This window comes from Streptococcus sp. SPS1, from assembly GCF_030439915.1.
Classification (GTDB): Bacteria; Bacillota; Bacilli; order Lactobacillales; family Streptococcaceae; genus Streptococcus.
Map to the genome: position 1 here is coordinate 1 of NZ_JAQFJG010000001.1, position 21,912 is coordinate 21,912.

A 21,912-nucleotide genomic window follows, 5' to 3' on the forward strand; every position below is an offset into this window, starting at 1 on the left:
TTCAGGGCTTACAACTTCTTCATCTTTGGTAGGATTTTCTGTAACAGTTCCGTCAGTAGAATTTACAGTGTAATGAGTCGTTTGTTTCACGATGTTATTATCGCGTTTAATATATTCTACCTTATCTTTAGCGCCATTTGCTGTATGAACAGTCTCAGTACTATTTGCAGTAACTTTTCCGGTTTGACGATTGACATCATATGTCGTCACACGTTTCATGACATCATCGCCCTGTTTATAGTATTCTGTCTTGTCTGCGACACTCGTTATACCTGGGTTGCCTAAACTTTCAGGGCTTACAACTTCTTCATCTTTGGTAGGATTTTCTGTAACAGTTCCGTCAGTAGAATTTACAGTGTAATGAGTCGTTTGTTTCACGATGTTATTATCGCGTTTAATATATTCTACCTTATCTGCCGGAGCAACTGCTTTCGTAGCTGTCCTTACGTTACTATAAAAGGAGCCCTTAGTTCTTGGTCTATAATCCTCATGATAAACTCCACTGGAATCTGCTAATTCTATAACAGTTAAAGCCTTAAAACCACCCGTCCCTAATTTAGTAGCCTTATAATCATCTTTAGTGATGGTAACTTCCCTACTTGATCCATTACCATCATTATTTGGAGATACATCTTTTGAGGCAATGATATTCGAGTAAGCAGGGTCAGGTTCATATCCGTCACCATAATCTTGCCCTCCTTGACCTACCAAGTAGACTTTCATTTTAGCCCCTTGAGGTAATTTAGGAACAGCCGGAATACTAACTTTTATATCCGGCCTATAATTTCCTGTTACTTCTGCTTTTCCTTTTAATTCTTCATTAGTAGTAATTATATTTGGTTTTTTAAAAATAGCATAGTACCCAAATTGGAATTCTTTATATGTATTCTTTGTTTCAACTCTTACAGTTACAACCCAACCACCACTTCTTGGAGTATTCCCTTCAAATGATACTGTTGCTTCATTTGAAGACTTATTTTCCTTTACTGTGAACGGGAAGCCTTGATCATGGTCTTTCGAGACTGTTATGGCTGTAATAGGTCCATCACCAGATATAGCCTTCACTTGAATACCAGTTCCTGTAAAGCCAAGTCCTTCTGGATAAGATATGATTTTTGTATTAGTAATATTACCCTTCGAATTCACTAATCCCATTTGTATTGTTGTTGATTCAGTTTTGGCGGCTTCACGTTTTCTTCTCCTAAAGTTATTAGCTCCTTCTATTTCGTCTTTGTCTATCTGATTACCATCCAGTAACTTGTGAGCTTTTTCGACAAGTTCTCCAGAAATCTTTCCGTCGTCTGAAAGTCCTAACTTTTCGTTGATGGTATCTGCTAAGTTTTTAAAATCTGCTGCCGACTCAGGATTGGATTCTTTCAATCTTTTAGATGCATCTATCAATTTATCATATAACTGATACCCGTCTTCTTCTTGAGATTGATCTATCTTATCTTCTCTATTAGCTTCTTCTTTGATAATTGAGGATTTTTCTTCCAACTCTGGTTGTACTTCTTTTTTATCTTTTTCTTCCTCAAACACGGGAGATGATTCACCAGACACAGGTTTAACTACACCATCAACTTTTTCGTCACCTGTATTCTCTACTGTTGACTTAGCTTTTCCTTCACTATCTTTAGATGGAGTTCCTGGCTCTTTTTTCTCTGTCTCTTGAGTGTTTGGCTTAGCTCCTTCTTGTTCTACGTTAAGATTTTGATTGCTTGTATCTGATGGCGGTAAGACAGATGGATTCCCAGTGTTGCCATTTCCATCCTGACTGACCACTTCTGTATTTGCTTCCGCCGCCTGGACTTCTGTCGCTGGATTAGCTACAAAAAAGACAGATCCTAGCAAGACTGAGGCTGCTCCGATTGAAAACTTGCGTATAGAAAAGCGTTGGCGCTCATTCATTTTAAACTGTTTCATGGTTTTTTACCTTTCTTTCTACCCTGTCCATCTAGTCTCAAACCTCATCTAATGATTCCAGACTCGTTTTAAAAACAGGAAAACAGGACTTCATATCATCCTAAGCAGACAACAAAAATCCCAGCTTTTTTATTACAACTTCATTATATCAACTTAGTTCCCTTCCTTCAACCGCGCTTTGTTTTAGAAAATCAGTAATTATATATATATATATATGCACGCCTTTGTTTAATAGGGTTTATAGATGTTTTTTATAAAATTCAATATATTTTTGGTTAGTTTTCAGAATTTTTACTTTTTGATGACAATTAATCAATGTTCCATTTAAGCAATCTCACCTAAACCTATTCTCTATCTTTTCTTAGTGATAACTTTCATATATGAGATAAATGAAAGACTATAGTGCAAAAAAATGGTACAATGTAGTATGTACTTGGAACTATTAAGCTACACAGTAAAGTAGTTGCAAGACACAATCTACTCACTATTTAAAAAATATAAGGGAATTAACCCTTGATATGAAAGGAATTTTAGAAATCTTATGATGAACATGCAAAACATGATGCGCCAAGCACAAAAACTTCAAAAACAAATGGAACAAAGCCAAGCTGAACTTGCTGCTATGCAATTTGTTGGCAAATCTGCTCAAGACCTTGTCCAAGCGACCTTAACTGGAGATAAGAAAGTTGTCAGCATTGACTTCAATCCAGCTGTCGTTGACCCAGAAGACCTTGAAACTCTTTCTGATATGACCGTTCAAGCCATCAACTCTGCTCTTGAACAAATCGATGAGACTACCAAGAAAAAACTGGGTGCTTTCGCTGGGAAATTGCCATTCTAATCATAAGAAAAACAAGCATTCAAGAGAATACTTGCCTATCGTCGGAGGAACAACTGTTCCTCTTTTTACTTACTAAAAATTAAAGAATTCCATGGCCTGTTTAAAAAGCAATTCAGTATACTCTGGGTCTTCTTGGGCAATGGTAACCTGGTCTTGAATCATTTCCAAGTCATCTGTTATCATACCATCTGCTCCTAACTGAACAGATTTATCAAAGGACTCTGAACTATTGATGGTCCAAACGTACAATTTCTGATCGGTATTCCAAAGCTTGTTGACAAAATTTTCATCCAAAGTTGAATACTCCATGGTATAACCTGTAGCTTTCGTTCTTGGGAAAATACTATTGTAAGGTAGGATGAAATAAACTGGAATTTGTGAGTCATAGGCCAACACCTGGTCAATCACATGGTAGTCCAAGGATTGCATTTGGTGACCATTCTGCTTAATGATGACTCCATATTTGTCCATAAAGCGTTTCATCATATCTGGACTATCTTTTCGACTGGTTTTAATTTCAATGAGGAGTTTTTGATGCAATTCATTGGCTTTGTTGAGATAAGCATCAAAACTAGACACCTTGCTATGATAGCCATTTTCTGAAATATCGAGTTTGGTTAATTCTTCCAAGGTTAAATCCTGAGGATTGGCATTAACTCCTGTCAGATTCTTGATATTGGCATCATGCATCATGACAAACTGCCCATCTTTTGTTTCCTGAACATCTGTCTCAACGAAATCTGGAGATAACTGAGCGGTTTTTTCTAGTGATTGGACGGTATTTTGAACACCATTTTTATCTGAAACACCGCGATGAGAGATAATTAAAGGTTTATGTGAAACTGGAGCTTCTAAATAAACATAACCCTCAAGAGCGAAAAAGATACAAGCACAGCCCATCACTCCCCATCTCATCCAGTGGTCTTTCTTTCTCCTTGGTGTGATTTCTAATTCTTCCCCTGTCAAAAAGGAAACAAACTTAATAAGGAAATAGGTCAAGGCCATATAGTGGAAATTCTTAATCAAGACAAAATTGATAATTCCTAGTACAAGAGATTCCTTATGGGTCACTCCATCCATCAGTACCTGACTCGCTAAGATTGGAATCAAGAGAAGAATGAAAAATAGATACGTTTTGACGATAATCCAAAGCAAGTTCCAAATATAAAACCAGGATTGCCTTTTCGTCTTCTCAAGACTGTATCTGACTGCTTCTTTGACTGTTTTCTTCTCAAACAAAAGCTGGGGTAGGGCAAACATCAAACGTATTGAAATGTAAAACAGCAGCAAGGCTAGAACAGTGATTACCAAACCGACCAACCAGTACTTATCTTCTACATAGGCTACTATGAATTCCGGAATGACGATTTTATTGAGGTAATAAATCTTTAAAATCTTTCGAATCAATGGAAAAAGCATCATGACATAAAAGAAAATAAAGGCCATTTTTGAAATCGTCACTTGCTTCATAAACAAGAAACTTTGGCGAAAGACCTTGCGACTGTACTCCAGCAAAGTTCTCTTTTCATGATAGAGGAGGTGTCGAGCTCCGATAAAGAGAAGTCCTATCTGGTAATAGGCGATCAGTAAATTAACGATTACCAAAACAAATAAAGCAAGACTAACAAAGGGAGAACCCTTTATAATGGCAAAAATATTGTTGTAAGAAAGAAAGAGATAGCCTGTCTGACGGAGCAAAAGTCCAGCAATCCAAGAATTTGATGGTAACCAGACAAACTCAATCATCATGAATATCAAGAAAAATAGAAAGAGGATTTTATCAAGATTGAGGTAAATCTGTTTAAAACCCAATTTTTTAGGTTTTTCAGGTTTCATAGGCACTCCTAGTCAAATAATTGAGACAAGTCCAAGCCACCAAAAGGATTGTTTGATAGGCTACTTTCCGTCTCTAACAATTCTCTAGCTTGATCCGACTCTAAGAAGGATTCGTAAACACGCGCCGTCATCCGAGCATCCTCTAAACTATTATGGGACTGACCTTGAAATCCAAGAAATGAGGCAACAGTTTGCAATTTGAGATTGGCAATACCGTGTAAATCCGAACTACGACGTTCAAAAGCTTCATCATACAGATCCACCTTGTACTGCTGGCTGTAGTCTAAACCATGCTCTGCTAGAATAGGCAAATCACTTTTAGCAGCATTGTAGCCTACCATCGGCAAAGCACCCACAAAATCTTGGAAATCTTTTATAACTTCCTCCACTGGAGGAGCATCTTTTAAGGTTTCGGCTGTAATCCCAGTCAATCCATTGATAAAACTCTTTAGAGGCACACTAGTATGAACATAGGAATCATAGGCATCGATTTCCTGACCATCTCTAAAACGCACTGCCGATACTTGAATCAAGTGTGTTTGTCCTTCGTGCTGATTAAATTCTAAGTCAAAAGCAATGTAATCTTCTAATCGTTCCATTTTCTACCTCTCCTATACTGTTATTTTATACTCTTAGAAAATCTCTTCAAACCGCGTCAGCTTCGCCTTGCCGTAGATATAGTTACTGACTTCGTCAGTTTCATCCGCAACCTCAAAAACATGTTTTGAGCTGACTTCGTCAGTCTTATCTACAACCTCAAAGCAGCGCTTTGAGCAGCCTGCAGCTCGCTTCCTAGTTTGCTCTTTGATTTTCATTGAGTATTAATTGAGCAACTATACTATTTAGAAACAAAAGAAGCCATCAGGTTAGCATTTAACCTAAACAGCTCCTTGATTATCCTCCAAATAAACGAGCAAAAAAGCCTTTCTTAGTTGATTGGACTTCTTCTTTTGCTTGGTCCAGCTCTAGCTTAAGATTTTCTTGATCCTTCATGGCTTGAAGTGTCAATTGTTGCTGCTGATCGAGTTGTTTGTCTTTCTCAGCAATCTGACGGTCTTTGATGCGCATTTGCTCGTCTTTTTCTGATAACTGACGATCCTTGGCTTTTAATTGTTCATAGAGACGAAGAATTTCTGCATTCTTCTCATCAACCAAAATCTCCATCAGTTCACGTTGCTTGACATCTTCACTGACAGGCTCATCTTCAAAAATCGTTTTTTTATAGATTTCTTCTAGCTTAATCAAGCCACTTCTGGTAACGACTGTTACCCCTTTGTCATTTTTATCTGTGTCTTCTTCTGGTAATTCTTTGACACGGTTATTGATTGCTTGGCGAGATAATCCTAAGACCTCTGCAATCTCACTGACGGTCATTTCAATACTCATAATATCCTCTGAAACGTTTTCTAGCTTTTCTTTATTTAAATCTTATCATAAGCTAGAAAAACTGTCAAATTTTCGCTTAATCTAAAGCCTTCAAAAAGGCTAATAAGACTTGGGCAGAGCGACGTCCAGCTTCTATAATAAACTCATCAAAAGAGATGTTTGCTTCATGGTTGGCATTGTCACTCATAGCTCGAATGACTAAGACTGGAAGATTAAGAGCATGCGCTGCCTGAGCAATAGCTGCCCCCTCCATCTCCACGGCTAAAACTTCTGGAAAATGGGACTTAATCGCTTCTATCTTGTCATTTCCTGCAACAAAACTATCTCCTGTAGCAATCAAACCAAGATGCCAGTTTTGATCCAATTGAGATAAACTCTCTTGGATTTTGGCAACAAAGGTTTTGTCTGATTCGAAATAAAGCGGTTGTTGCGCCATTTGTCCATAAGCATAGCCAAAAGCTGTGACATCCACATCATGATAGACTAATTTGTCAGCAATCACAACATCCCCAACAGCGATACCTTCTGCTACTGCCCCAGCTGAACCTGTATTGATAAGAGCATCCACTTGAAAATGATCAGCCAAAATCGCCACACTCATAGCAGACATGACCTTACCAATTCCACTTTCTACAAGAACGACTTCATGCGAGGCAATGGTGCCTGTATGATAGGTATTCCCCAAAACAACTTGCTCTTGGGCATTTTCTAAATGCTGTACCAAATAAGCTAGTTCTTCTGGCATAGCCGCAATAATTCCTATTTTCATTTCAATTCCTTTTCTATTACAAAAGTTTCATTGCTAAGACAAGCAAAATTAAGAGAAAGATGACTGCAAATAAAATCTTATTTAACTTAGAATTGAAGACATTTCTCTTGGTATTTTCAATGCGACGGCTTTTATGAATAGACGGTTCGACCTGAATCTTCAAGGTTTCCTGGCTAAAACCATGATCCTTAGGATTGGCATAACCAAAACGGGAAGAAGAGGTTGGTAAAATCTTAGTCTCCTCATTATCATCTAGCAAAGGAGGACCTGAAATTTTTTCGCCTCTATTAGCTCTTTCAATCATTTCATCCGTTAATAAAGGTTTCCCCATACTGACCTCCTCTATTTTTTGTGCAATTCCCAATATTGAACAGCCATAATTGTCTTGGCATCACAGATATGACCTGATTGGATTAATTCCTTGGCTTCTTCTAAGCTCACTTCAAGGACTTCCAAGGTTTCATCTTCATCCTGCGGACGCGGATTTTCCACTTTTGTCAAATCACTGGCTAGGTATAGTTTTAACTTTTCATTACAAAAGCCAATGGCTGAGTAAAAATCATATAAGAGTTCTAATTTCCCTGTATAGGCTGTTTCTTCCTCTAATTCACGCAGAGCTGCTGCAATAGGGTCTGTATTTTCTCCTACTTCCAATTTTCCAGCTGGAATTTCGTAAGAGACAGCCTCAATAGCTTTGCGGTACTGCTTGACCAAGATAAGTTTTTGCTCATCCGTTACTGCTAAAACACAGACAGCTCCATTGTGAAAAATCAAATCCCGCTGGGCAGTTCCCTTGCCTTCTGGTAATTCAACCTGATCTTGGACCAGTTTAAAAATTGGCCCTTGATAGATTTCTTTTCGGCTAAGCGTTTTTTCTTCAAATTCCATGACAGACTCCTACTGATTCTTAGGATGATGAGGAAGGCGAGTTGCATATTCGTCTTTGTTAACCTGACGACCGCGTCCAATGGCAATCGCATCTGCTGGCACGTCTTTGGTAATAGTTGAACCAGCTCCAACAAGAGAATTGTCACCTAACTCAACTGGGGCAATAATGGTTGAATTTGATCCAACAAAGACATTGTTGCCAATGACTGTCTTGTATTTATTTTTACCGTCATAGTTGACTGTAATGGTTCCAGCACCGAAATTAACGTTACTGCCCACTTCACAGTTTCCGATATAAGTCAAATGACCAGCCTTGGTATTCTCGCCGATAGAAGACCCTTTCACCTCAACAAAGTTTCCAATATGGACTTGGGCACCCAGACTTGAACCTGGACGAATGTGGGCACAAGGTCCAACAGTTACGCCGTCTGCAACACTACTTTCTTCAATCATAGAATTGGTAATGACAGCTCCTACTCCGATAGTGCTATCCACTACATACGTTCCATTTGTCAAAACAGTCTCAGCACCAATTTTCGTTTGACCTTTCAAGGTAACATTGGCTTCGATTTGAACTTCAGGCGCAATCTCAACATCAATATCAATATAAGTTGCTTCTGGGTTGACAAAGCTAACACCGTTGACCATATGTTGGTGATTGATGCGACGACGCATAACCGACTCAGCTGTCGCAAGAGCCACACGATCATTTACCCCAAGACTTTCATCAAAATCTTTCAAAGTATAAGCGCCAACTTTTTCACCAGCTTCACGGAAAATGCCAATGACATCTGTGATATAGTATTCTCCTTGAGCATTATTGGTATTGATATTTTTCAAAGCCTCAAACAAACGCTCGTTGTCAAAGACATATGTTCCAGTGTTGATTTCCTTGATTTGTTTTTCAAAATCTGTGGCATCCTTTTGCTCAACAATGCGAAGAACCTCAGCATTGTCATTACGAACAATTCGTCCATAGCCGAAAGGATTATCTGTTTCAGCAGTCAAGATAGTCGCCACATTTTTATGATTGATGTGGAAATCAATCAAGTTTTTCAGGCTTTCACCAGTGATTAAAGGAGTATCTCCTGCGATGACCAAGGTGTGCCCTGACAAACCTTCTAAGATAGGCTCTGTCATCATAACTGCATGGCCAGTCCCTAACTGTTCAGATTGAGTCACAAATTCTGTCTGTCCAGCCAAGACCTGCTCAACCAATTCTGCCTTGTGTCCCACAACTGTTACTGTCTTTTCAGGTTGGATAGCTCCCACGCTACGGAAAACATGTTCCAACATAGAAATACCCGCAACCTTGTGCAAAACTTTTGGCAAATCAGATTTCATGCGAGTCCCTTTACCCGCTGCTAAAATAATGGCATAATTTGACATAATCTTCTCTTTTCTCTAGAAATTCCCTTTTATTATACCATATTTCAAATCATTCCGCGCTCTTGAATGAAAAAATGCTCTAAAGTCTCTTCTTTAACCCATTTTTTTTGATTTTTTTTCATTTTTAGGGTAAAATTATGAGATATGAGAAAACAAATTCATCCACTTATTTTATTTAGTTTTTTGGGGATTATGATGTTCATTTTAATCATCAATCGCCCACTTAATGATAACCAATCCTTTAAAACAAAATCCAACATAGCGCAGATTGAAGCACAGGCTTTGAAACACTTAGACAAACCGATTATTGACCTCTCTGGCTGGCAGCGTCCTGAGGAAATCAACTACGATGCCCTCTCACAAAATATTTCAGGCGCTATTGTTCGTGTTCACAGTGGTGCTCAAACGACAAAAGAAAATGATGCTTCCTTTATCAATGGAATAGACAAGGCCTATAAGAGTCATATCACTGAACTTCAAAAGCGGAATGTCCCCGTTGGGGTCTACGCTTATGTAGCTGGAAAAAGTGTCCAAGAAATGGAAAAAGCCGCTGAAGTTTTCTACAATGCTGCCTCTCCTTACAGCCCTAGTTACTATTGGCTAGACGTAGAAGACAAAACCATGTCCAATATGAACGAGGGTGTTGAAGCTTTTCGAGCAAAACTAGCATCACTAGGTGCTAAAAACATCGGCATCTACGTTGGGGTCTATTTCATGGAAGAACATAGTATTGAGACAGGCAAGTTTACCTCTGTTTGGATTCCGTCCTACGGCTCAAACTCAGGATTTTTGGAGAGCAGTCCTAAAACTGATTTAGATTATGATATTCACCAATACACATCTAAAGGGAAAATTGCCGGCTTTGACCACAATTTGGATATCAACGTCATCTCTCCCTTAAAAAATAAAGAAGAAACCTTTCGAAAACTCTTTTTAAAACCTTAAAAGCATTTGTTTAGCATTTGCTTTTTCTTTTTGTGTTTGATTGTGATACAATATAGTAAGGATTTTTTGAAATAGAAATAGTTGGAGGAAATATATGCTCTCATGGTTAGCGCGCATTATTAAAGGGATTGTGATTGCTCTTGGATTTATCTTACCAGGAATTTCCGGAGGGGTTCTAGCAGCAATCTTAGGCATTTACGAACGGATGATTGGCTTTCTGGCCCATCCCTTTAAAGACTTTAAAGAAAATGTTTTGTACTTTATTCCAGTTGCCATCGGTATGCTTCTGGGAATCGGCTTATTTTCCTACCCGATTGAATACCTGCTTGAAAATTATCAGGTCTTTGTCTTATGGAGCTTTGCGGGAGCTATTATCGGTACAGTTCCTAGCCTCCTCAAAGAATCAACTCGAGAATCTGACCGAGACAAGATTGATTTAGCTTGGTTCTGGACAACCTTTATCATTTCTGGATTAGGACTCTATGCCTTAAATTTTGTCGTTGGAACCTTAAGCGCCAGCTTTCTTAACTTCGTCCTAGCAGGCGCACTATTGGCCCTTGGCGTCTTGGTTCCTGGCCTCAGTCCATCAAATTTACTTTTGATTTTGGGACTCTATGCTCCTATGTTGACTGGTTTTAAAACTTTTGACCTCTTGGGAACCTTCTTCCCGATTGGAATCGGGGCAGGTGGAACTCTCATCATTTTTTCAAAATTGATGGATTATGCCTTAAACAACTACCACTCACGCGTCTATCATTTCATCATCGGTATCGTCCTATCAAGTACCCTTTTGATCTTGATTCCAAATGCAGGAAACGCTGAGAGTATCCAATACACCGGTATTTCACTTGTTGGATATGTCATCATCGCCTTCTTCTTTGCACTGGGAATCTGGCTTGGTATTTGGATGAGCCAATTGGAGGATAAATATAAATAATGGCAAAAAAAGTTAAAATCAAAAAAACATTGGTGGAACAAATCCTATCTAAAGCAGGTATCCCACATCAAGGGATTCGAATCAATGCACTTGAAGGAGAACTTCCTCAAGGTTATGAACGAGATCAGATTTTCAAAACCTTGGCTCTTTTAGGAGACAAGACAGGACCGATTATCGGAATTGTCCCTATCACTCAGCACTTGTCTGAAAAGAAACTAGCTAAAATTTCCGGCAATAAAAAAGTGAGCATGATTCCACAAAAGGACTTGGAAAAAACAACTGGTTACATTCATGGAGCCAATAATCCTGTTGGTATTCGTCAAAAACATAATTACCCCATTTTTATCGATAAAATCGCTCTCGACTTGAATCAAATGATTGTTTCTGCAGGCGAAGTCGGACACAGCATTATCGTCGCGCCACAAGACTTGGCTAGCTTTGTAAAGGCAGACTTTGCCGATATTTTGGAGGACAGCAAGTAATGAAACTCTACTTTGTCCGCCACGGTCGTACTGTCTGGAACCAAGAAGGTCGTTTTCAAGGCGCTAGTGGAGATTCTCCCCTTCTTCCTGAATCCATTGAAACCCTAAAACAACTTGGCCAATATCTCAAGGAAATTCCTTTTAATCAGATTTATTCAAGCGATTTACCTCGAGCGGTCAGATCTGCCGAGATTATCCAAAGTCAACTCAGGACCCCCTGTCCTTTAGAAAGTGTTCCGAATCTCCGTGAATGGCAGCTGGGGAAGTTGGAGGGTTTGAAAATTGCAACCTTGGAAGCTATTTACCCGCAACAAATCAAAGCTTTCCGATCTAATCTTGCTCAATTTGACACTCAAATGTTTGGAGCCGAATCCCTCTATAGCACAACACAACGAACTATCCAATTTATCAAATCATTAAAAGATAGTCCAGCTGAGCGTATTCTAATTGTCGGTCACGGCGCCAATCTTACTGCCAGTCTTCGTACTCTTCTAGGATATAAAGAACCACTTCTTCGTAAAGATGGAGGCCTTGCAAATGCCAGCCTGACCGTTATAGAAACCCATGATTTTGAAACATTCACTCTCGATACTTGGAATGATACTTCTTATCAATAACAGAACTTGATTTTATACTCAATGAAAATCAAAGAGCAAACTAGGAAACTAGCCGCAGTCTGCTCAAAGCACTGCTTTGAGGTTGTCGATGAAACTGACGAAGTCAGCTCAAAACATGGTTTTGAGGTTTCAGATAAAACTGACGAAGTCAGGAACATACATACGGCAAGGCGACGTTGACGTGGTTTAAAGAGATTTTCGAAGAGTATTAGCGTCAGGTTCTTTTTAGTTTTGAAAGATTATCCGTGAATTTCTTGGCTATTTATGATAAAATGGGAGTATCGCAAAAAAAGACTCATCGTATTCAATTTTGAGTAAAACTAGGAGGATCCCATGTCAACAGAACATATGGAAGAACTAAATGACCAGCAGATCGTTCGCCGTGAAAAAATGGCTGCGCTCCGTGAGCAAGGAATTGATCCTTTCGGAAAACGCTTTGAACGCACTGCAAATTCACAAGAATTAAAAGATAAATATGCCGACCTCGATAAAGAACAATTACATGATAAAAATGAAACAGCAACTATCGCAGGACGCTTGGTAACCAAACGTGGTAAAGGAAAAGTTGGCTTTGCCCACCTTCAAGACCGCGAAGGTCAAATCCAGATCTACGTTCGTAAGGATGCTGTCGGTGAAGAAAACTACGAAATCTTCAAAAAAGCAGACCTTGGTGACTTCCTTGGTGTCGAAGGTGAAGTGATGCGTACAGATATGGGAGAACTCTCTATCAAGGCAACCCACATCACACACTTGTCTAAGGCTCTTCGTCCTCTTCCTGAAAAATTCCATGGTTTGACAGACGTTGAAACAATTTACCGTAAACGTTACCTTGACTTGATTTCTAACCGTGAAAGCTTTGAACGCTTTGTCACTCGTTCAAAAATCATCTCTGAAATCCGTCGTTACCTTGACCAAAAAGGTTTCCTTGAAGTGGAAACACCTGTTCTTCACAACGAAGCTGGTGGTGCTGCGGCTCGTCCATTTATCACCCACCACAATGCCCAAAACATTGACATGGTGCTTCGTATCGCGACTGAGCTTCACTTGAAACGCCTTATCGTGGGTGGTATGGAACGCGTCTATGAAATTGGCCGTATCTTCCGTAACGAGGGAATGGATGCTACTCATAACCCTGAGTTTACTTCTATCGAAGTTTACCAAGCTTATGCTGACTTCCAAGACATCATGGACTTGACGGAAGGCATTATCCAGCATGCTGCTAAATCAGTCAAAGGCGATGGTCCAGTTAACTATCAAGGTACTGAAATCAAGATTAACGAGCCATTTAAACGTGTTCATATGGTGGATGCTATCAAAGAAATTACTGGTGTCGATTTCTGGCAAGACATGACTTTGGAAGAAGCTAAAGCTATCGCTGCTGAGAAAAAAGTTCCTGTTGAGAAACACTATACTGAGGTTGGTCACATCATCAATGCCTTCTTTGAAGAGTTTGTTGAAGAAACTTTAATCCAACCAACCTTTGTCTATGGACATCCAGTAGCTGTATCTCCACTTGCTAAGAAGAATCCTGAAGACGAACGCTTTACTGACCGTTTCGAGCTCTTCATCATGACTAAGGAGTACGGTAATGCCTTTACTGAGTTGAACGACCCAATCGACCAACTTAGCCGTTTTGAAGCCCAAGCTAAAGCCAAAGAACTTGGTGACGATGAAGCGACAGGTATCGACTACGACTACATCGAGGCTCTTGAATACGGTATGCCACCAACAGGTGGTTTGGGAATCGGTATCGACCGTCTCTGCATGCTCCTCACTGATACAACTACTATCCGTGATGTATTGCTCTTCCCAACAATGAAATAAACTCTTATCCTCTGGTACTTATCAGAGGATTTTTTTGATGAAAAAAACTACGTTTTGCTAATCAAAACGCAGTCTCAGCCACTATTTTATCTTACTGTCCTTCTTTTACTTCTTTGGTTGCTACATCTTCTCCAAACCATTTTTGGCTGATTTCTTGGAATTTACCGTCCTTGTAAAGACTAGAAAAAGCTTCATTTATCTTCTTAACCAAGGTTGTATCTTCCTTACGGGCTCCAACTGCAAAAGCTTCTGTTTCTAGTCCAACTGTAAAGACATTATAATCGTTTAAAACACCTTCTGCTTCTAAATAATAGTTTGCATAGACACGATCAATCAATAGACCGTCAATTCGATCATTTTTCAAATCAATCAAGGCTTCATTAAAGGTTTGGTATTGATTCGCTTCCTTATTAGCGACAATATCCTTTAAAATCGCTGGGTTTGCTTCAAAGTCCGCATAACCAGATGAACCGGCTTGAGCTCCTAATGTCTTTCCAGCCATATCCTTTGCAGTCGTGATACCAGATGATTTCTTCGTAACCAATACCTGCTCATTCTTCATATATGAGTTACTGAAAGCTACCTTTTCACGGCGTTCGTCTGTAGCGGAATAGCCATTCCAAATCAGATCAATCGTTCCTTTTGTCAATTCAGCTTCTTTCAAATCCCAATCAATCGGTTGCCAATTTACCGTAATTCCGTATTTTTCAAAAACAGCTGTAGCTAAATCAATATCAAATCCTGCATAAGAACCATCTTTCTGAGCAAATCCCATTGGAACAAAAGTACTATCAAATCCAATAGTAATAGACTTGTTAGACTCGTACTTAGACCAATTATCTCCACTAGTTTCGCTAGCATTTTTTCCACAAGCTACTAAGAACAAAGCAGTCATCAGACTGACTAATACAAGCATCCATTTTTTCATCCATTTTTCCTCCTATTTAGGTTCTACTTTCAATAATACATCTGCGATATTTTCCGCGAACTGCAAATCGTGGGTAACCACAATCTGCGTCATCCCAAGTTCCCTATTTTGCAAGATCAGTTTTTCCACTTCCAAGCGCAATTCTGGATCTAGGGCAGAAGTTGGTTCATCGTAGCCAATGATTTCTGGGTCAATCATCATAGCACGCGCCAAAGCCACCCGCTGCTTTTGCCCACCAGATAATGAGAATGGATAGGCGTCTGCATGCCCTGCCAGTCCTAATTGTTCCAAGAGACCACCCGCCTTCTTCTCAGCCTCCTCCTGCTTCATTCCCATGGTCTTCACAGGCGATAAGGTCAAATTGTCCAGAACTGATAAATGAGGGAACAGTTGAAAATCTTGGAAGACAAATCCCAGTAGGTTTCGCTTCTGCAATTCATCCAGCTCTAAAGGTTGTCCATTATAAAAGATTTGCCCTGAATCAATGGTTTCAAGACCCGCAAGCATACGTAAGAGGGTCGTCTTACCTCCACCAGAAGGTCCAACGATAGCCAGGATTTGCTTTTCAGGAATACTTAGACTGAAATTAGACAGGATTTGTTTGTCTCCAAATTTCTTATTGATATTTCGTAATTCTAACATGGCAGCCTCCTATCTATAATAACTGTACTTCTTCTCAACTTTTTTGGAAATAATTGTCACAATCCCAATCAAAATCAAGTAAATGGCTCCTGCCAAGAACATGGGAACCAGACTGGCGTCACGGTTGGCAGCTGTTCGACTAGCCAAGATAAGGTCTGAAATTCCAAGAGCATAGACCAAAGAAGTATCCTTGACCAAACTCATAACTTCATTAAAGACACTAGGAAGAACGATCTTGGTCACTTGGGGCAAGATAATATAGCGCACTGTGGCAAAGGGACTAAACTTCAAGACTTTGGCTGCCTCATACTGTCCTCTTGGAATAGTGTCAATTCCCCCACGGAAAATTTCTGCAAAGTAAGCTGCATAGTTGAGAACAAAGGCAATAATGGCAGCAGGAAGGCGATCTAAACGAATCCCAATACTTGGGAGCACATAATAAATAAAAATCAATTGCAAGAGCAAGGGGGTGCCACGCATAACCCAGATGTAAATGTTAATCAGATAATGGAGGGGCTTCCAATGGACTTGCAAGGCAAAGGCAATCAAAACGCCCAAAGGAATCGAAAATAGCAAGACCAGTGCAAAGACCTGTACAGTCGTGCTCGCACCATTCAGTAAACTCGGTAATATCTCAAATAAATAAGACATACTGCACCTCCTAAAAGTAATTGTTCCTATTATAGCATGAATAAACAAAATAACCAACCATTTTTGCAAAAAAATTCTATCATATACAAATAAAAACCGTAGCTATCAAAAGAGATAAACTACAGTTCTATATGTTTAAATATTCTTACAATCTCTCAAACAGTTCTTGCATTTGCACATCATCTGGAACCAGTTTTAAGTAAGCGTGAGCATGGACTTTGGCTTCTTCAAAATAGCCTAATTCACGCAAGAGATAGATATAGTGTTCCAGAAACTCTGGATTGTCCTTCAAATCTCCTACTAACTCTTGGTAATGCTCATAGGCAGTATCCAAATCGTCCATTTCTTGATAGGAACGAGCAATCATCCATTTGGTCAAGAGATTTTCTAGCTCCTCACTTTGCAAGTCTATAATATCCTCATAACGCTCCTGCTCCAGATAAATAGTGGCTAAACGAAGCAAGATTTCTTCTGTATCCTCAGCGTCTTCTTTTGCAGCAAGAAGATAATTTTCTGCACCACTAGCATCATGCAATTCATAAGAGAATTGCGAAGCAGCTAGCAAGAGGCGAATTTCAAAGGGATTTTTCTCTAAGCCTTGCTTAGCGATACGCAGGGCTTCTTGAACTTGATGTTCCTTATGTAAGGCCTGGCTATAACCATATTCATAGCCTTCAAAGTCAGGAGAAATGGTATCAAGCTGCTTAAAGTAGAGGACGGCCTTTTGGTATTCTTCTCGATCAAAGTAAAGACTAGCCAACTCAAAAGCTGTTAGGTCATCGTATTCTAACTCCAGAGCTTTTTCTAAAAACTCTGTGGCCGTTTCAAATTTCCCTAACTGGGCATAGGCAAAGCCAATCCGTTGATAGGTAGAAATGCCTGTTTGCTCATAAATCGAGCGATTATCTAACTGGGCATAGCCTTGAATGGCCTCTTGGTAATTTTCCAACTCACTATCCAACTCTGCTAAGCCCAATATCAAGAGAGGATCTTCTGAGTAAGTCAAGGCCTCCAATAATTTCTCACGCGCCACATCTGTCAAACCTTCCATCTGGTAAAGGTCTGCCTTCAGAGCCAAAGACGAGACATACCAGTCACTGTCAACTTGGATTTCCTCAAGGTAAGAGAAGGCTTCTTCGATTTGACCATCCTCGCTAGCAATTGCAGCTAGATTAAGATGAACCTCTGGAAAATCCTCTACAATTTTCAGGTAAATTTCCTTGGCCTGAGGATAGAAACCAATCCCTTCAAGATAAGTTGCCAACTCATACAGAAGATCACTTGAATCATTTTCTAAAGCTTCGGCGAAATAATGCTCAGCCTTGGCTAAATCTTGCTCTTCCAAAGCCTGTAACATCTGTTGACTATTGTTCACTTTTGACTTCCTCGCCCTCTACTTCATATAGACCACTGACTACCTTATACCATTCGAAAATGGCTGAAATGACAACCTTAGCAGAGGCATAAACCGGAATACCAAGTAAAACTCCCCAGATACCAAACATAGATCCTGAAGTTAACAAAACAAAGAGAACATTAATGGGATGGATATTTAATTGGCTTCCCAAAATCAGTGGCGAAACAAAACGGCCTTCAATAGTTTGCTCCACGATAAAGACAATCACTACTTTTAAAAGCATGACTGGACCAGCAATCAAGCCCAATACTAGGGCAGGAAGCATGGCTAGGAAGCTACCAAGATAAGGAACCAGATTTAAAATACCAGCAGTAACACCCAGCGTAACCGCATAGCGTAGACCAATAATCTTGAAGAAGATCATAAACATTACTGCTACAATAATAGCCACTGTCACTTGCCCCCGAACATAGTTGGACAACTGTTGATTCACATCTGATAAAACTTGTCCTACAGGTTCTTTCAATTTTCTTGGCATGAATTGGGTCAAATAGTTACGCAGGCCTTTCCCATCACGCAAGAGATAAAAGAGCATGAAAGGAACGATAATCAAGGCAACAATCACTTGAGAAGCTCCGCTAATAAAGGCACTCACCCAGTTGACTGCCTGAGATGAAACTTTACTTGCCCAAACTGTAGCCTGACTAGAGAAGTTTGTCAAAACTTGCTCTAACTGAGGTCTGAAATCATCTGGCAGGTGCTGGGCTACCAATCCATTAACAATCCTATCTATATCTTCTAAGTAAACAGGAACGTTTCTTGCAAAGGTCAAAACCTGACGTTGCAGATTTGGAATGGCGACTGCCAAGCCCCAAATGATAAAGAGAGCGATGATGACAAAGACAATAGTGATAGCTATAACACGATTAACCTTATGCTTCTCCATCCAATCAACAATAGGATTCAGTAAATAGTATAGTAAACCAGACAGAATGACTGGCAACATCACAACTGCTAAAAAGTCTAAAACAGGTGAAAATAGAAAACTAATCTTACTTAAAATAAAAAGATTGAGTCCCAATAATAAGGTTACTAAAAATACCGTAATGGCCTTGTTATCTAAAAACCACTTAAAAAACCAAGATAGGCTAAAATGTTTCTCTTTTGGCTCCATAAATACTTCCTTTCTATCGTTCTCTCATTATACCATTTTTAAATCAAAATAACTCTTTTTTAAAGTGCTTACATGGAGACAGCGACATAAAAAATCTCCTCAAAAGAGGAGATTCAATTATTCTTGAATATGACGGTCTAAGTTCTTCTGATAATCAGCATTTGATTTGGCTTTTTCATCAGCAAATTTCTTGCGGAAATCATCCATTTCTTTAGACGTTACAATCTTGTCTTGTAATTTTTGGTACTTGTAGCTGTTTTCACTTGTCTTATCACCTACCCAACCATCTGCACCGCTACCTGGAACTTTCTTCGTTATTAGCATTTGGGCACCATCTGAGTGTACAGGAATAACCAAGGCACTATCTGTTAACCAAGCTTGTGCTTTAGCATATTTAGAATAACGTTTTTGCAGATCTATTTTCTCACCACTAGCATCCGTAATTAACTCTTTAAACTTATCTAAACCAACAGCTTTGATTGCCGGATTATCTGTACCTGGTGCTACACCAAGTGCTCCTAGAAGAGTTGGACCAGATGTTGGATCAAATACATCTAAATAGGTTGATGGATCTGCATAATCCGGACTCCAACCACTATTTACATTGATATCCCAATCAGTATTGTTAGTCGATGTTGCAAATACTGTCATATTTCCCAATTCATCATCAGAAACTTGTTGAATGTCAATCACTATATTTTCAGAGCCTAAGGCTTCCTCAATGGATTGTTTATAAGATTGGGCTTGACGAATAAAATCTGTCTGAGTAGAGGAAACTGGAAGGTCTAAATGAACGGGGAACTGTACTCCATCGGCTTGAAGTGTTTTCTTAGCAACTTCAAATTTAGCTTTAGCCTTGTCTACATTATGAAGTGAATCCTGGGCATCATCAAGACTGACATCTTTCCATACATCATCTAACTTATCCAGTTCTGCCTTAGCTACTTGCCCAAATGACTGCTCTCCAACTTGGACAAATGTTGGAGGGGTAAAACTTGTACGTAATTTACGAGGTGCCACTTCGTCCCCAAATACTTGAGATACTGCAGCCGTACGATCTGCAGCGAAAGACAAGGATTGACGGAAATCTTTATTCAACAAAGCCTTTTTAGTGGATGATTTTTCCGCATCACTTGTTTTAGCAGTATGGTTATAAGCTACACGATCGATATTAGTTGAGATATAGAAAGTTCCGCCTCTTTGTGGCCCATACACAATATTATCCTTGTATTTTTCTTTTAGACGTTCATAATTGGCAGAATTTTTAAAGAGAGGTGCCGCTGGATAATGTCCTTCATCAAAGCCACGTCCAAGAGAATCGGCATCCTGACCATCAAAGAAAGATAATTTAATATCATCAATAAAGACATTTTGCTTGTCCCAATAGTTTTGATTTTTGGTCATCTCAATAGAAGATTTAGATGTCAAGCCCTTGAGGAGATAGGCACCATTATAAAGAATGCTTGTTACATCAGTCGCCTTCCCAAAGTCATCTCCTTTAGAAGCCAAAAAGTCCTCGCTAATTGGGGCAAGAACGCCCATTGTTGTCTTGGAATTCCAAAAAGATTCTGGATGATTCAAAGTGTAAACAACCGTATAATCATCTATCGCTTTTACACCAACAGTAGAGAAATCTGTTGTTTTCCCATTGACATAATCGTCCAAACCTTGAACTGAGTCTTGAACCAGATAAAGAGCCTGTGATTTCTTATCAGCTGCGTGCTTCAGACCAGTTACAAAGTCCTGAGCTTTGACTTCACCATATTCTTCGCCTTCATTAGTATACCATTTGACACCCTGACGGATTTTATAGGTATAGGTCAAACCATCTTTTGAAACAGTCCAATCTTCTGCAACTGATGGAATTAGATTTCCATATTGATCATTTTCTAGTAAACCATCAATAACATTACCTGTAATTTGTTTGGTGCTAGCAGTTCCAGAAACTGTATAATCCAGAGTCGTAGGATCTGTAGAGAAGACATAGGTATAGGTAACAGGTTTAGTAGCATCTTTACCACCTGTTGAACACGCTGCTAGCATAGCCGTCGAGAGTATAGCTACACCAGCTGCTAGAAAAACTCGTTTTTTCATAGTAAGGACTCCTTTAAACATTTTATGAGTTCATTATAGCACTTTTAAGAAGAAAAGTAAGGAAAACAATCTCAATATTATTATGTTTTTCAAAAAACCAATCAATTATTTTTTAAAGTGCTTACATCTAATTGGATGTCTTTAATTGGCTTGTTTTTGTGATATAATAGTCTTATCTTTATTATAGAGGTAGAGTTATGAAAGAAACTGTTTATTTTGGAACTTATACACGTCGTACTTCCCAAGGGATTTACAAGGCTGACTTTGATACAGAAACTGGTCAGCTTTCAAATCTAGAACTTTTTGCAGCTGAGCCAAGTCCAACCTATCTTGCTTTTGACCAGCACCAACACCTATACACTGTTGGTAGTCAAGACGATAAGGGGGGCATTGCAGCCTATCAAACTGACGGGACTGTGTTAAATCATGTCGTTGAGGAGGGGGCTCCCCACTGTTATGTTGCCGTTGATGAAAAGCGTGATTTGGTTTACGCAGCCAACTATCACAAGGGACAGGTCCTTGTTTATAAACGTCAGGAGGATGGGAGTCTTCTACTTAGTGATATGGATCAACACAGTGGCCAAGGTCCACATAAAAATCAAGCTTTCCCCCATGTTCACTATACAGATTTAACACCTGACCACTATCTAGTGACCTGTGATTTGGGTACTGACCAAGTCGTCACTTATGACCTTGATCAAGAAGGGAAACTGTCTAAACTCTATACCTACAATAGTATTCCTGGAGCTGGTTCTCGTCATATCGTTTTCCATAACCACTATAAAATCGCTTATCTGATTTGTGAACTCAATAGTACTATCGAAGTTTTAATCTACGATGGCGTTGGTGAATTTGAACGCATGCAAGTGATTTCAACTTTACCAGAAGCTTACGAAGGCTTTAATGGAACCGCTGCTATTCGTCTCTCTAAAGACGGTAAATACCTCTACGCTTCTAACCGTGGCCATGATTCTATCGCAGTATATACCATCCTTGCGGACGGTAGCTTAGAGTTGCTAGAAATCGTTCCAACACATGGTAAGACTCCGCGAGATTTTGATTTGACACCCGACCAAAAATTTCTCATTGCTGTCCATCAAGACTCTGACAATGCCACTGTCTTTAAACGTAATTGTGACAATGGTCGTCTAGCAGAACTCTCCAACGACTTCCATGTTCCCGAAGCAGTCTGCATCCGTTTTGCTCCTTAAGAAAACATAAAAAATGAA

General features: G+C 39.4%; 23 protein-coding genes. 8 read left to right on the forward strand and 15 right to left on the reverse strand.

Features of this window, described 5'->3' with window-relative positions; all coding sequences use genetic code 11:
- Window positions 1-1,923: YSIRK-type signal peptide-containing protein (locus tag PCY12_RS00005; RefSeq protein ID WP_301351029.1), on the reverse strand; the 1,923-nt coding region annotated here is incomplete at its 3' end.
- A 541-nt stretch (window positions 1,924-2,464) separates the two neighbouring features.
- Here PCY12_RS00005 and PCY12_RS00010 point away from each other — a divergent pair.
- Window positions 2,465-2,764, forward strand: a complete 300-nt coding sequence (locus PCY12_RS00010) for a YbaB/EbfC family nucleoid-associated protein (RefSeq protein WP_000981526.1) — start codon at window positions 2,465-2,467, stop codon at window positions 2,762-2,764.
- A 72-nt stretch (window positions 2,765-2,836) separates the two neighbouring features.
- On the opposite strand, the gene PCY12_RS00015 is transcribed toward PCY12_RS00010, so the two are convergent.
- The 8 genes from PCY12_RS00015 to glmU all read right to left on the reverse strand — a co-directional run bounded on the left by PCY12_RS00015 (window position 2,837) and on the right by glmU (window position 9,032).
- Window positions 2,837-4,600, reverse strand: coding sequence for a glycerophosphodiester phosphodiesterase (locus tag PCY12_RS00015; RefSeq protein WP_301351030.1), 1,764 nt, complete (start codon window positions 4,598-4,600; stop codon window positions 2,837-2,839).
- Between the two features lie 8 nt (window positions 4,601-4,608).
- Window positions 4,609-5,199, reverse strand: coding sequence for a 3'-5' exonuclease (locus tag PCY12_RS00020; RefSeq protein WP_301351031.1), 591 nt, complete (start codon window positions 5,197-5,199; stop codon window positions 4,609-4,611).
- A gap of 33 nt (window positions 5,200-5,232) precedes the next feature.
- Window positions 5,233-5,415, reverse strand: coding sequence for a hypothetical protein (locus PCY12_RS00025; RefSeq protein ID WP_301351032.1), 183 nt, complete (start codon window positions 5,413-5,415; stop codon window positions 5,233-5,235).
- Window positions 5,416-5,494: 79 nt separating this feature from the next.
- On the reverse strand, window positions 5,495-5,986 hold the full coding sequence (gene rocS, locus PCY12_RS00030) for a chromosome segregation protein RocS (protein WP_000021242.1): 492 nt from the start codon (window positions 5,984-5,986) through the stop codon (window positions 5,495-5,497).
- Between the two features lie 76 nt (window positions 5,987-6,062).
- Window positions 6,063-6,755, reverse strand: coding sequence for a 5'-methylthioadenosine/adenosylhomocysteine nucleosidase (locus PCY12_RS00035; RefSeq protein ID WP_301351033.1), 693 nt, complete (start codon window positions 6,753-6,755; stop codon window positions 6,063-6,065).
- A gap of 16 nt (window positions 6,756-6,771) precedes the next feature.
- A complete protein-coding gene (gene macP / locus PCY12_RS00040) occupies window positions 6,772-7,086 on the reverse strand; it encodes a cell wall synthase accessory phosphoprotein MacP (protein WP_000517865.1) in 315 nt (104 codons plus the stop codon).
- 11 nt (window positions 7,087-7,097) lie between these two features.
- The gene (locus PCY12_RS00045; RefSeq protein WP_050252879.1) at window positions 7,098-7,643 is read right to left on the reverse strand and encodes an NUDIX hydrolase; all 546 of its coding nucleotides are present in this window, start codon (window positions 7,641-7,643) and stop codon (window positions 7,098-7,100) included.
- A gap of 9 nt (window positions 7,644-7,652) precedes the next feature.
- Window positions 7,653-9,032 carry a bifunctional UDP-N-acetylglucosamine diphosphorylase/glucosamine-1-phosphate N-acetyltransferase GlmU gene (gene glmU, locus PCY12_RS00050; RefSeq protein WP_301351034.1) on the reverse strand — a complete coding sequence of 460 codons (1,380 nt, stop codon included), beginning with the start codon at window positions 9,030-9,032 and terminating at the stop codon, window positions 7,653-7,655.
- Between the two features lie 144 nt (window positions 9,033-9,176).
- On the opposite strand from glmU, the gene PCY12_RS00055 reads away from it, so the two are divergent.
- The 6 genes from PCY12_RS00055 (at window position 9,177) to lysS (ending at window position 13,837) form a co-directional block, all read left to right on the forward strand.
- Window positions 9,177-9,977, forward strand: coding sequence for a glycoside hydrolase family 25 protein (locus tag PCY12_RS00055; RefSeq protein WP_301351035.1), 801 nt, complete (start codon window positions 9,177-9,179; stop codon window positions 9,975-9,977).
- A 94-nt stretch (window positions 9,978-10,071) separates the two neighbouring features.
- Window positions 10,072-10,914, forward strand: coding sequence for a DUF368 domain-containing protein (locus PCY12_RS00060; RefSeq protein WP_301351036.1), 843 nt, complete (start codon window positions 10,072-10,074; stop codon window positions 10,912-10,914).
- Complete coding sequence (locus PCY12_RS00065) at window positions 10,914-11,396, forward strand: aminoacyl-tRNA deacylase (RefSeq protein ID WP_301351037.1); 483 nt, start codon at window positions 10,914-10,916, stop codon at window positions 11,394-11,396. Before PCY12_RS00060 ends, PCY12_RS00065 begins: the two co-directional genes overlap by 1 nt.
- Complete coding sequence (locus tag PCY12_RS00070; RefSeq protein ID WP_301351038.1) at window positions 11,396-12,013, forward strand: histidine phosphatase family protein; 618 nt, start codon at window positions 11,396-11,398, stop codon at window positions 12,011-12,013. Before PCY12_RS00065 ends, PCY12_RS00070 begins: the two co-directional genes overlap by 1 nt.
- Window positions 12,014-12,034: 21 nt before the next feature.
- The gene (locus tag PCY12_RS00075) at window positions 12,035-12,193 is read left to right on the forward strand and encodes a hypothetical protein (protein WP_239667311.1); all 159 of its coding nucleotides are present in this window, start codon (window positions 12,035-12,037) and stop codon (window positions 12,191-12,193) included.
- A gap of 153 nt (window positions 12,194-12,346) precedes the next feature.
- The gene (gene lysS / locus PCY12_RS00080; RefSeq protein ID WP_000102451.1) at window positions 12,347-13,837 is read left to right on the forward strand and encodes a lysine--tRNA ligase; all 1,491 of its coding nucleotides are present in this window, start codon (window positions 12,347-12,349) and stop codon (window positions 13,835-13,837) included.
- Between the two features lie 91 nt (window positions 13,838-13,928).
- Here the strand turns inward: lysS and PCY12_RS00085 are convergent, their stop codons facing one another.
- The 6 genes from PCY12_RS00085 to PCY12_RS00110 form a co-directional block, all read right to left on the reverse strand.
- Complete coding sequence (locus PCY12_RS00085; protein WP_061438856.1) at window positions 13,929-14,765, reverse strand: amino acid ABC transporter substrate-binding protein; 837 nt, start codon at window positions 14,763-14,765, stop codon at window positions 13,929-13,931.
- 12 nt (window positions 14,766-14,777) lie between these two features.
- A complete protein-coding gene (locus PCY12_RS00090) occupies window positions 14,778-15,407 on the reverse strand; it encodes an amino acid ABC transporter ATP-binding protein (protein ID WP_301351039.1) in 630 nt (209 codons plus the stop codon).
- Window positions 15,408-15,416: 9 nt separating this feature from the next.
- The gene (locus PCY12_RS00095) at window positions 15,417-16,058 is read right to left on the reverse strand and encodes an amino acid ABC transporter permease (RefSeq protein WP_031222863.1); all 642 of its coding nucleotides are present in this window, start codon (window positions 16,056-16,058) and stop codon (window positions 15,417-15,419) included.
- Window positions 16,059-16,203: 145 nt separating this feature from the next.
- Window positions 16,204-17,433 carry a tetratricopeptide repeat protein gene (locus tag PCY12_RS00100; RefSeq protein ID WP_173262178.1) on the reverse strand — a complete coding sequence of 410 codons (1,230 nt, stop codon included), beginning with the start codon at window positions 17,431-17,433 and terminating at the stop codon, window positions 16,204-16,206.
- Entirely contained in the window at window positions 17,423-18,589 is a 1,167-nt protein-coding gene (locus PCY12_RS00105; RefSeq protein ID WP_173262175.1) for an AI-2E family transporter, read from the reverse strand. Before PCY12_RS00105 ends, PCY12_RS00100 begins: the two co-directional genes overlap by 11 nt.
- A 117-nt stretch (window positions 18,590-18,706) precedes the next feature.
- Window positions 18,707-20,683 carry a peptide ABC transporter substrate-binding protein gene (locus tag PCY12_RS00110; RefSeq protein WP_173262172.1) on the reverse strand — a complete coding sequence of 659 codons (1,977 nt, stop codon included), beginning with the start codon at window positions 20,681-20,683 and terminating at the stop codon, window positions 18,707-18,709.
- A 197-nt stretch (window positions 20,684-20,880) separates the two neighbouring features.
- Here PCY12_RS00110 and PCY12_RS00115 point away from each other — a divergent pair, with 197 nt between their 5' ends.
- Window positions 20,881-21,894: a lactonase family protein gene (locus tag PCY12_RS00115; RefSeq protein WP_173262169.1), complete on the forward strand. Its 1,014-nt coding sequence runs from the start codon at window positions 20,881-20,883 to the stop codon at window positions 21,892-21,894.
- Window positions 21,895-21,912: the final 18 nt, after the last annotated feature.

Excerpts from the sequence above, each read along its gene's own strand:
- PCY12_RS00020 (WP_301351031.1), bottom strand. The coding sequence starts at position 5,199 with ATGGAACGATTAGAAGATTACATTGCTTTTGACTTAGAATTTAATCAG.
- lysS (WP_000102451.1), top strand. The coding sequence starts at position 12,347 with ATGTCAACAGAACATATGGAAGAACTAAATGACCAGCAGATCGTTCGC.
- PCY12_RS00115 (WP_173262169.1), top strand. The coding sequence starts at position 20,881 with ATGAAAGAAACTGTTTATTTTGGAACTTATACACGTCGTACTTCCCAA.
- PCY12_RS00045 (WP_050252879.1), bottom strand. The coding sequence starts at position 7,643 with ATGGAATTTGAAGAAAAAACGCTTAGCCGAAAAGAAATCTATCAAGGG.
- rocS (WP_000021242.1), bottom strand. The coding sequence starts at position 5,986 with ATGAGTATTGAAATGACCGTCAGTGAGATTGCAGAGGTCTTAGGATTA.
- PCY12_RS00095 (WP_031222863.1), bottom strand. The coding sequence starts at position 16,058 with ATGTCTTATTTATTTGAGATATTACCGAGTTTACTGAATGGTGCGAGC.
- PCY12_RS00060 (WP_301351036.1), top strand. The coding sequence starts at position 10,072 with ATGCTCTCATGGTTAGCGCGCATTATTAAAGGGATTGTGATTGCTCTT.
- PCY12_RS00055 (WP_301351035.1), top strand. The coding sequence starts at position 9,177 with ATGAGAAAACAAATTCATCCACTTATTTTATTTAGTTTTTTGGGGATT.
- PCY12_RS00065 (WP_301351037.1), top strand. The coding sequence starts at position 10,914 with ATGGCAAAAAAAGTTAAAATCAAAAAAACATTGGTGGAACAAATCCTA.
- PCY12_RS00110 (WP_173262172.1), bottom strand. The coding sequence starts at position 20,683 with ATGAAAAAACGAGTTTTTCTAGCAGCTGGTGTAGCTATACTCTCGACG.
- PCY12_RS00070 (WP_301351038.1), top strand. The coding sequence starts at position 11,396 with ATGAAACTCTACTTTGTCCGCCACGGTCGTACTGTCTGGAACCAAGAA.
- macP (WP_000517865.1), bottom strand. The coding sequence starts at position 7,086 with ATGGGGAAACCTTTATTAACGGATGAAATGATTGAAAGAGCTAATAGA.
- PCY12_RS00025 (WP_301351032.1), bottom strand. The coding sequence starts at position 5,415 with ATGAAAATCAAAGAGCAAACTAGGAAGCGAGCTGCAGGCTGCTCAAAG.
- glmU (WP_301351034.1), bottom strand. The coding sequence starts at position 9,032 with ATGTCAAATTATGCCATTATTTTAGCAGCGGGTAAAGGGACTCGCATG.
- PCY12_RS00090 (WP_301351039.1), bottom strand. The coding sequence starts at position 15,407 with ATGTTAGAATTACGAAATATCAATAAGAAATTTGGAGACAAACAAATC.
- PCY12_RS00010 (WP_000981526.1), top strand. The coding sequence starts at position 2,465 with ATGATGAACATGCAAAACATGATGCGCCAAGCACAAAAACTTCAAAAA.
- PCY12_RS00085 (WP_061438856.1), bottom strand. The coding sequence starts at position 14,765 with ATGAAAAAATGGATGCTTGTATTAGTCAGTCTGATGACTGCTTTGTTC.
- PCY12_RS00075 (WP_239667311.1), top strand. The coding sequence starts at position 12,035 with ATGAAAATCAAAGAGCAAACTAGGAAACTAGCCGCAGTCTGCTCAAAG.
- PCY12_RS00015 (WP_301351030.1), bottom strand. The coding sequence starts at position 4,600 with ATGAAACCTGAAAAACCTAAAAAATTGGGTTTTAAACAGATTTACCTC.
- PCY12_RS00105 (WP_173262175.1), bottom strand. The coding sequence starts at position 18,589 with ATGGAGCCAAAAGAGAAACATTTTAGCCTATCTTGGTTTTTTAAGTGG.
- PCY12_RS00035 (WP_301351033.1), bottom strand. The coding sequence starts at position 6,755 with ATGAAAATAGGAATTATTGCGGCTATGCCAGAAGAACTAGCTTATTTG.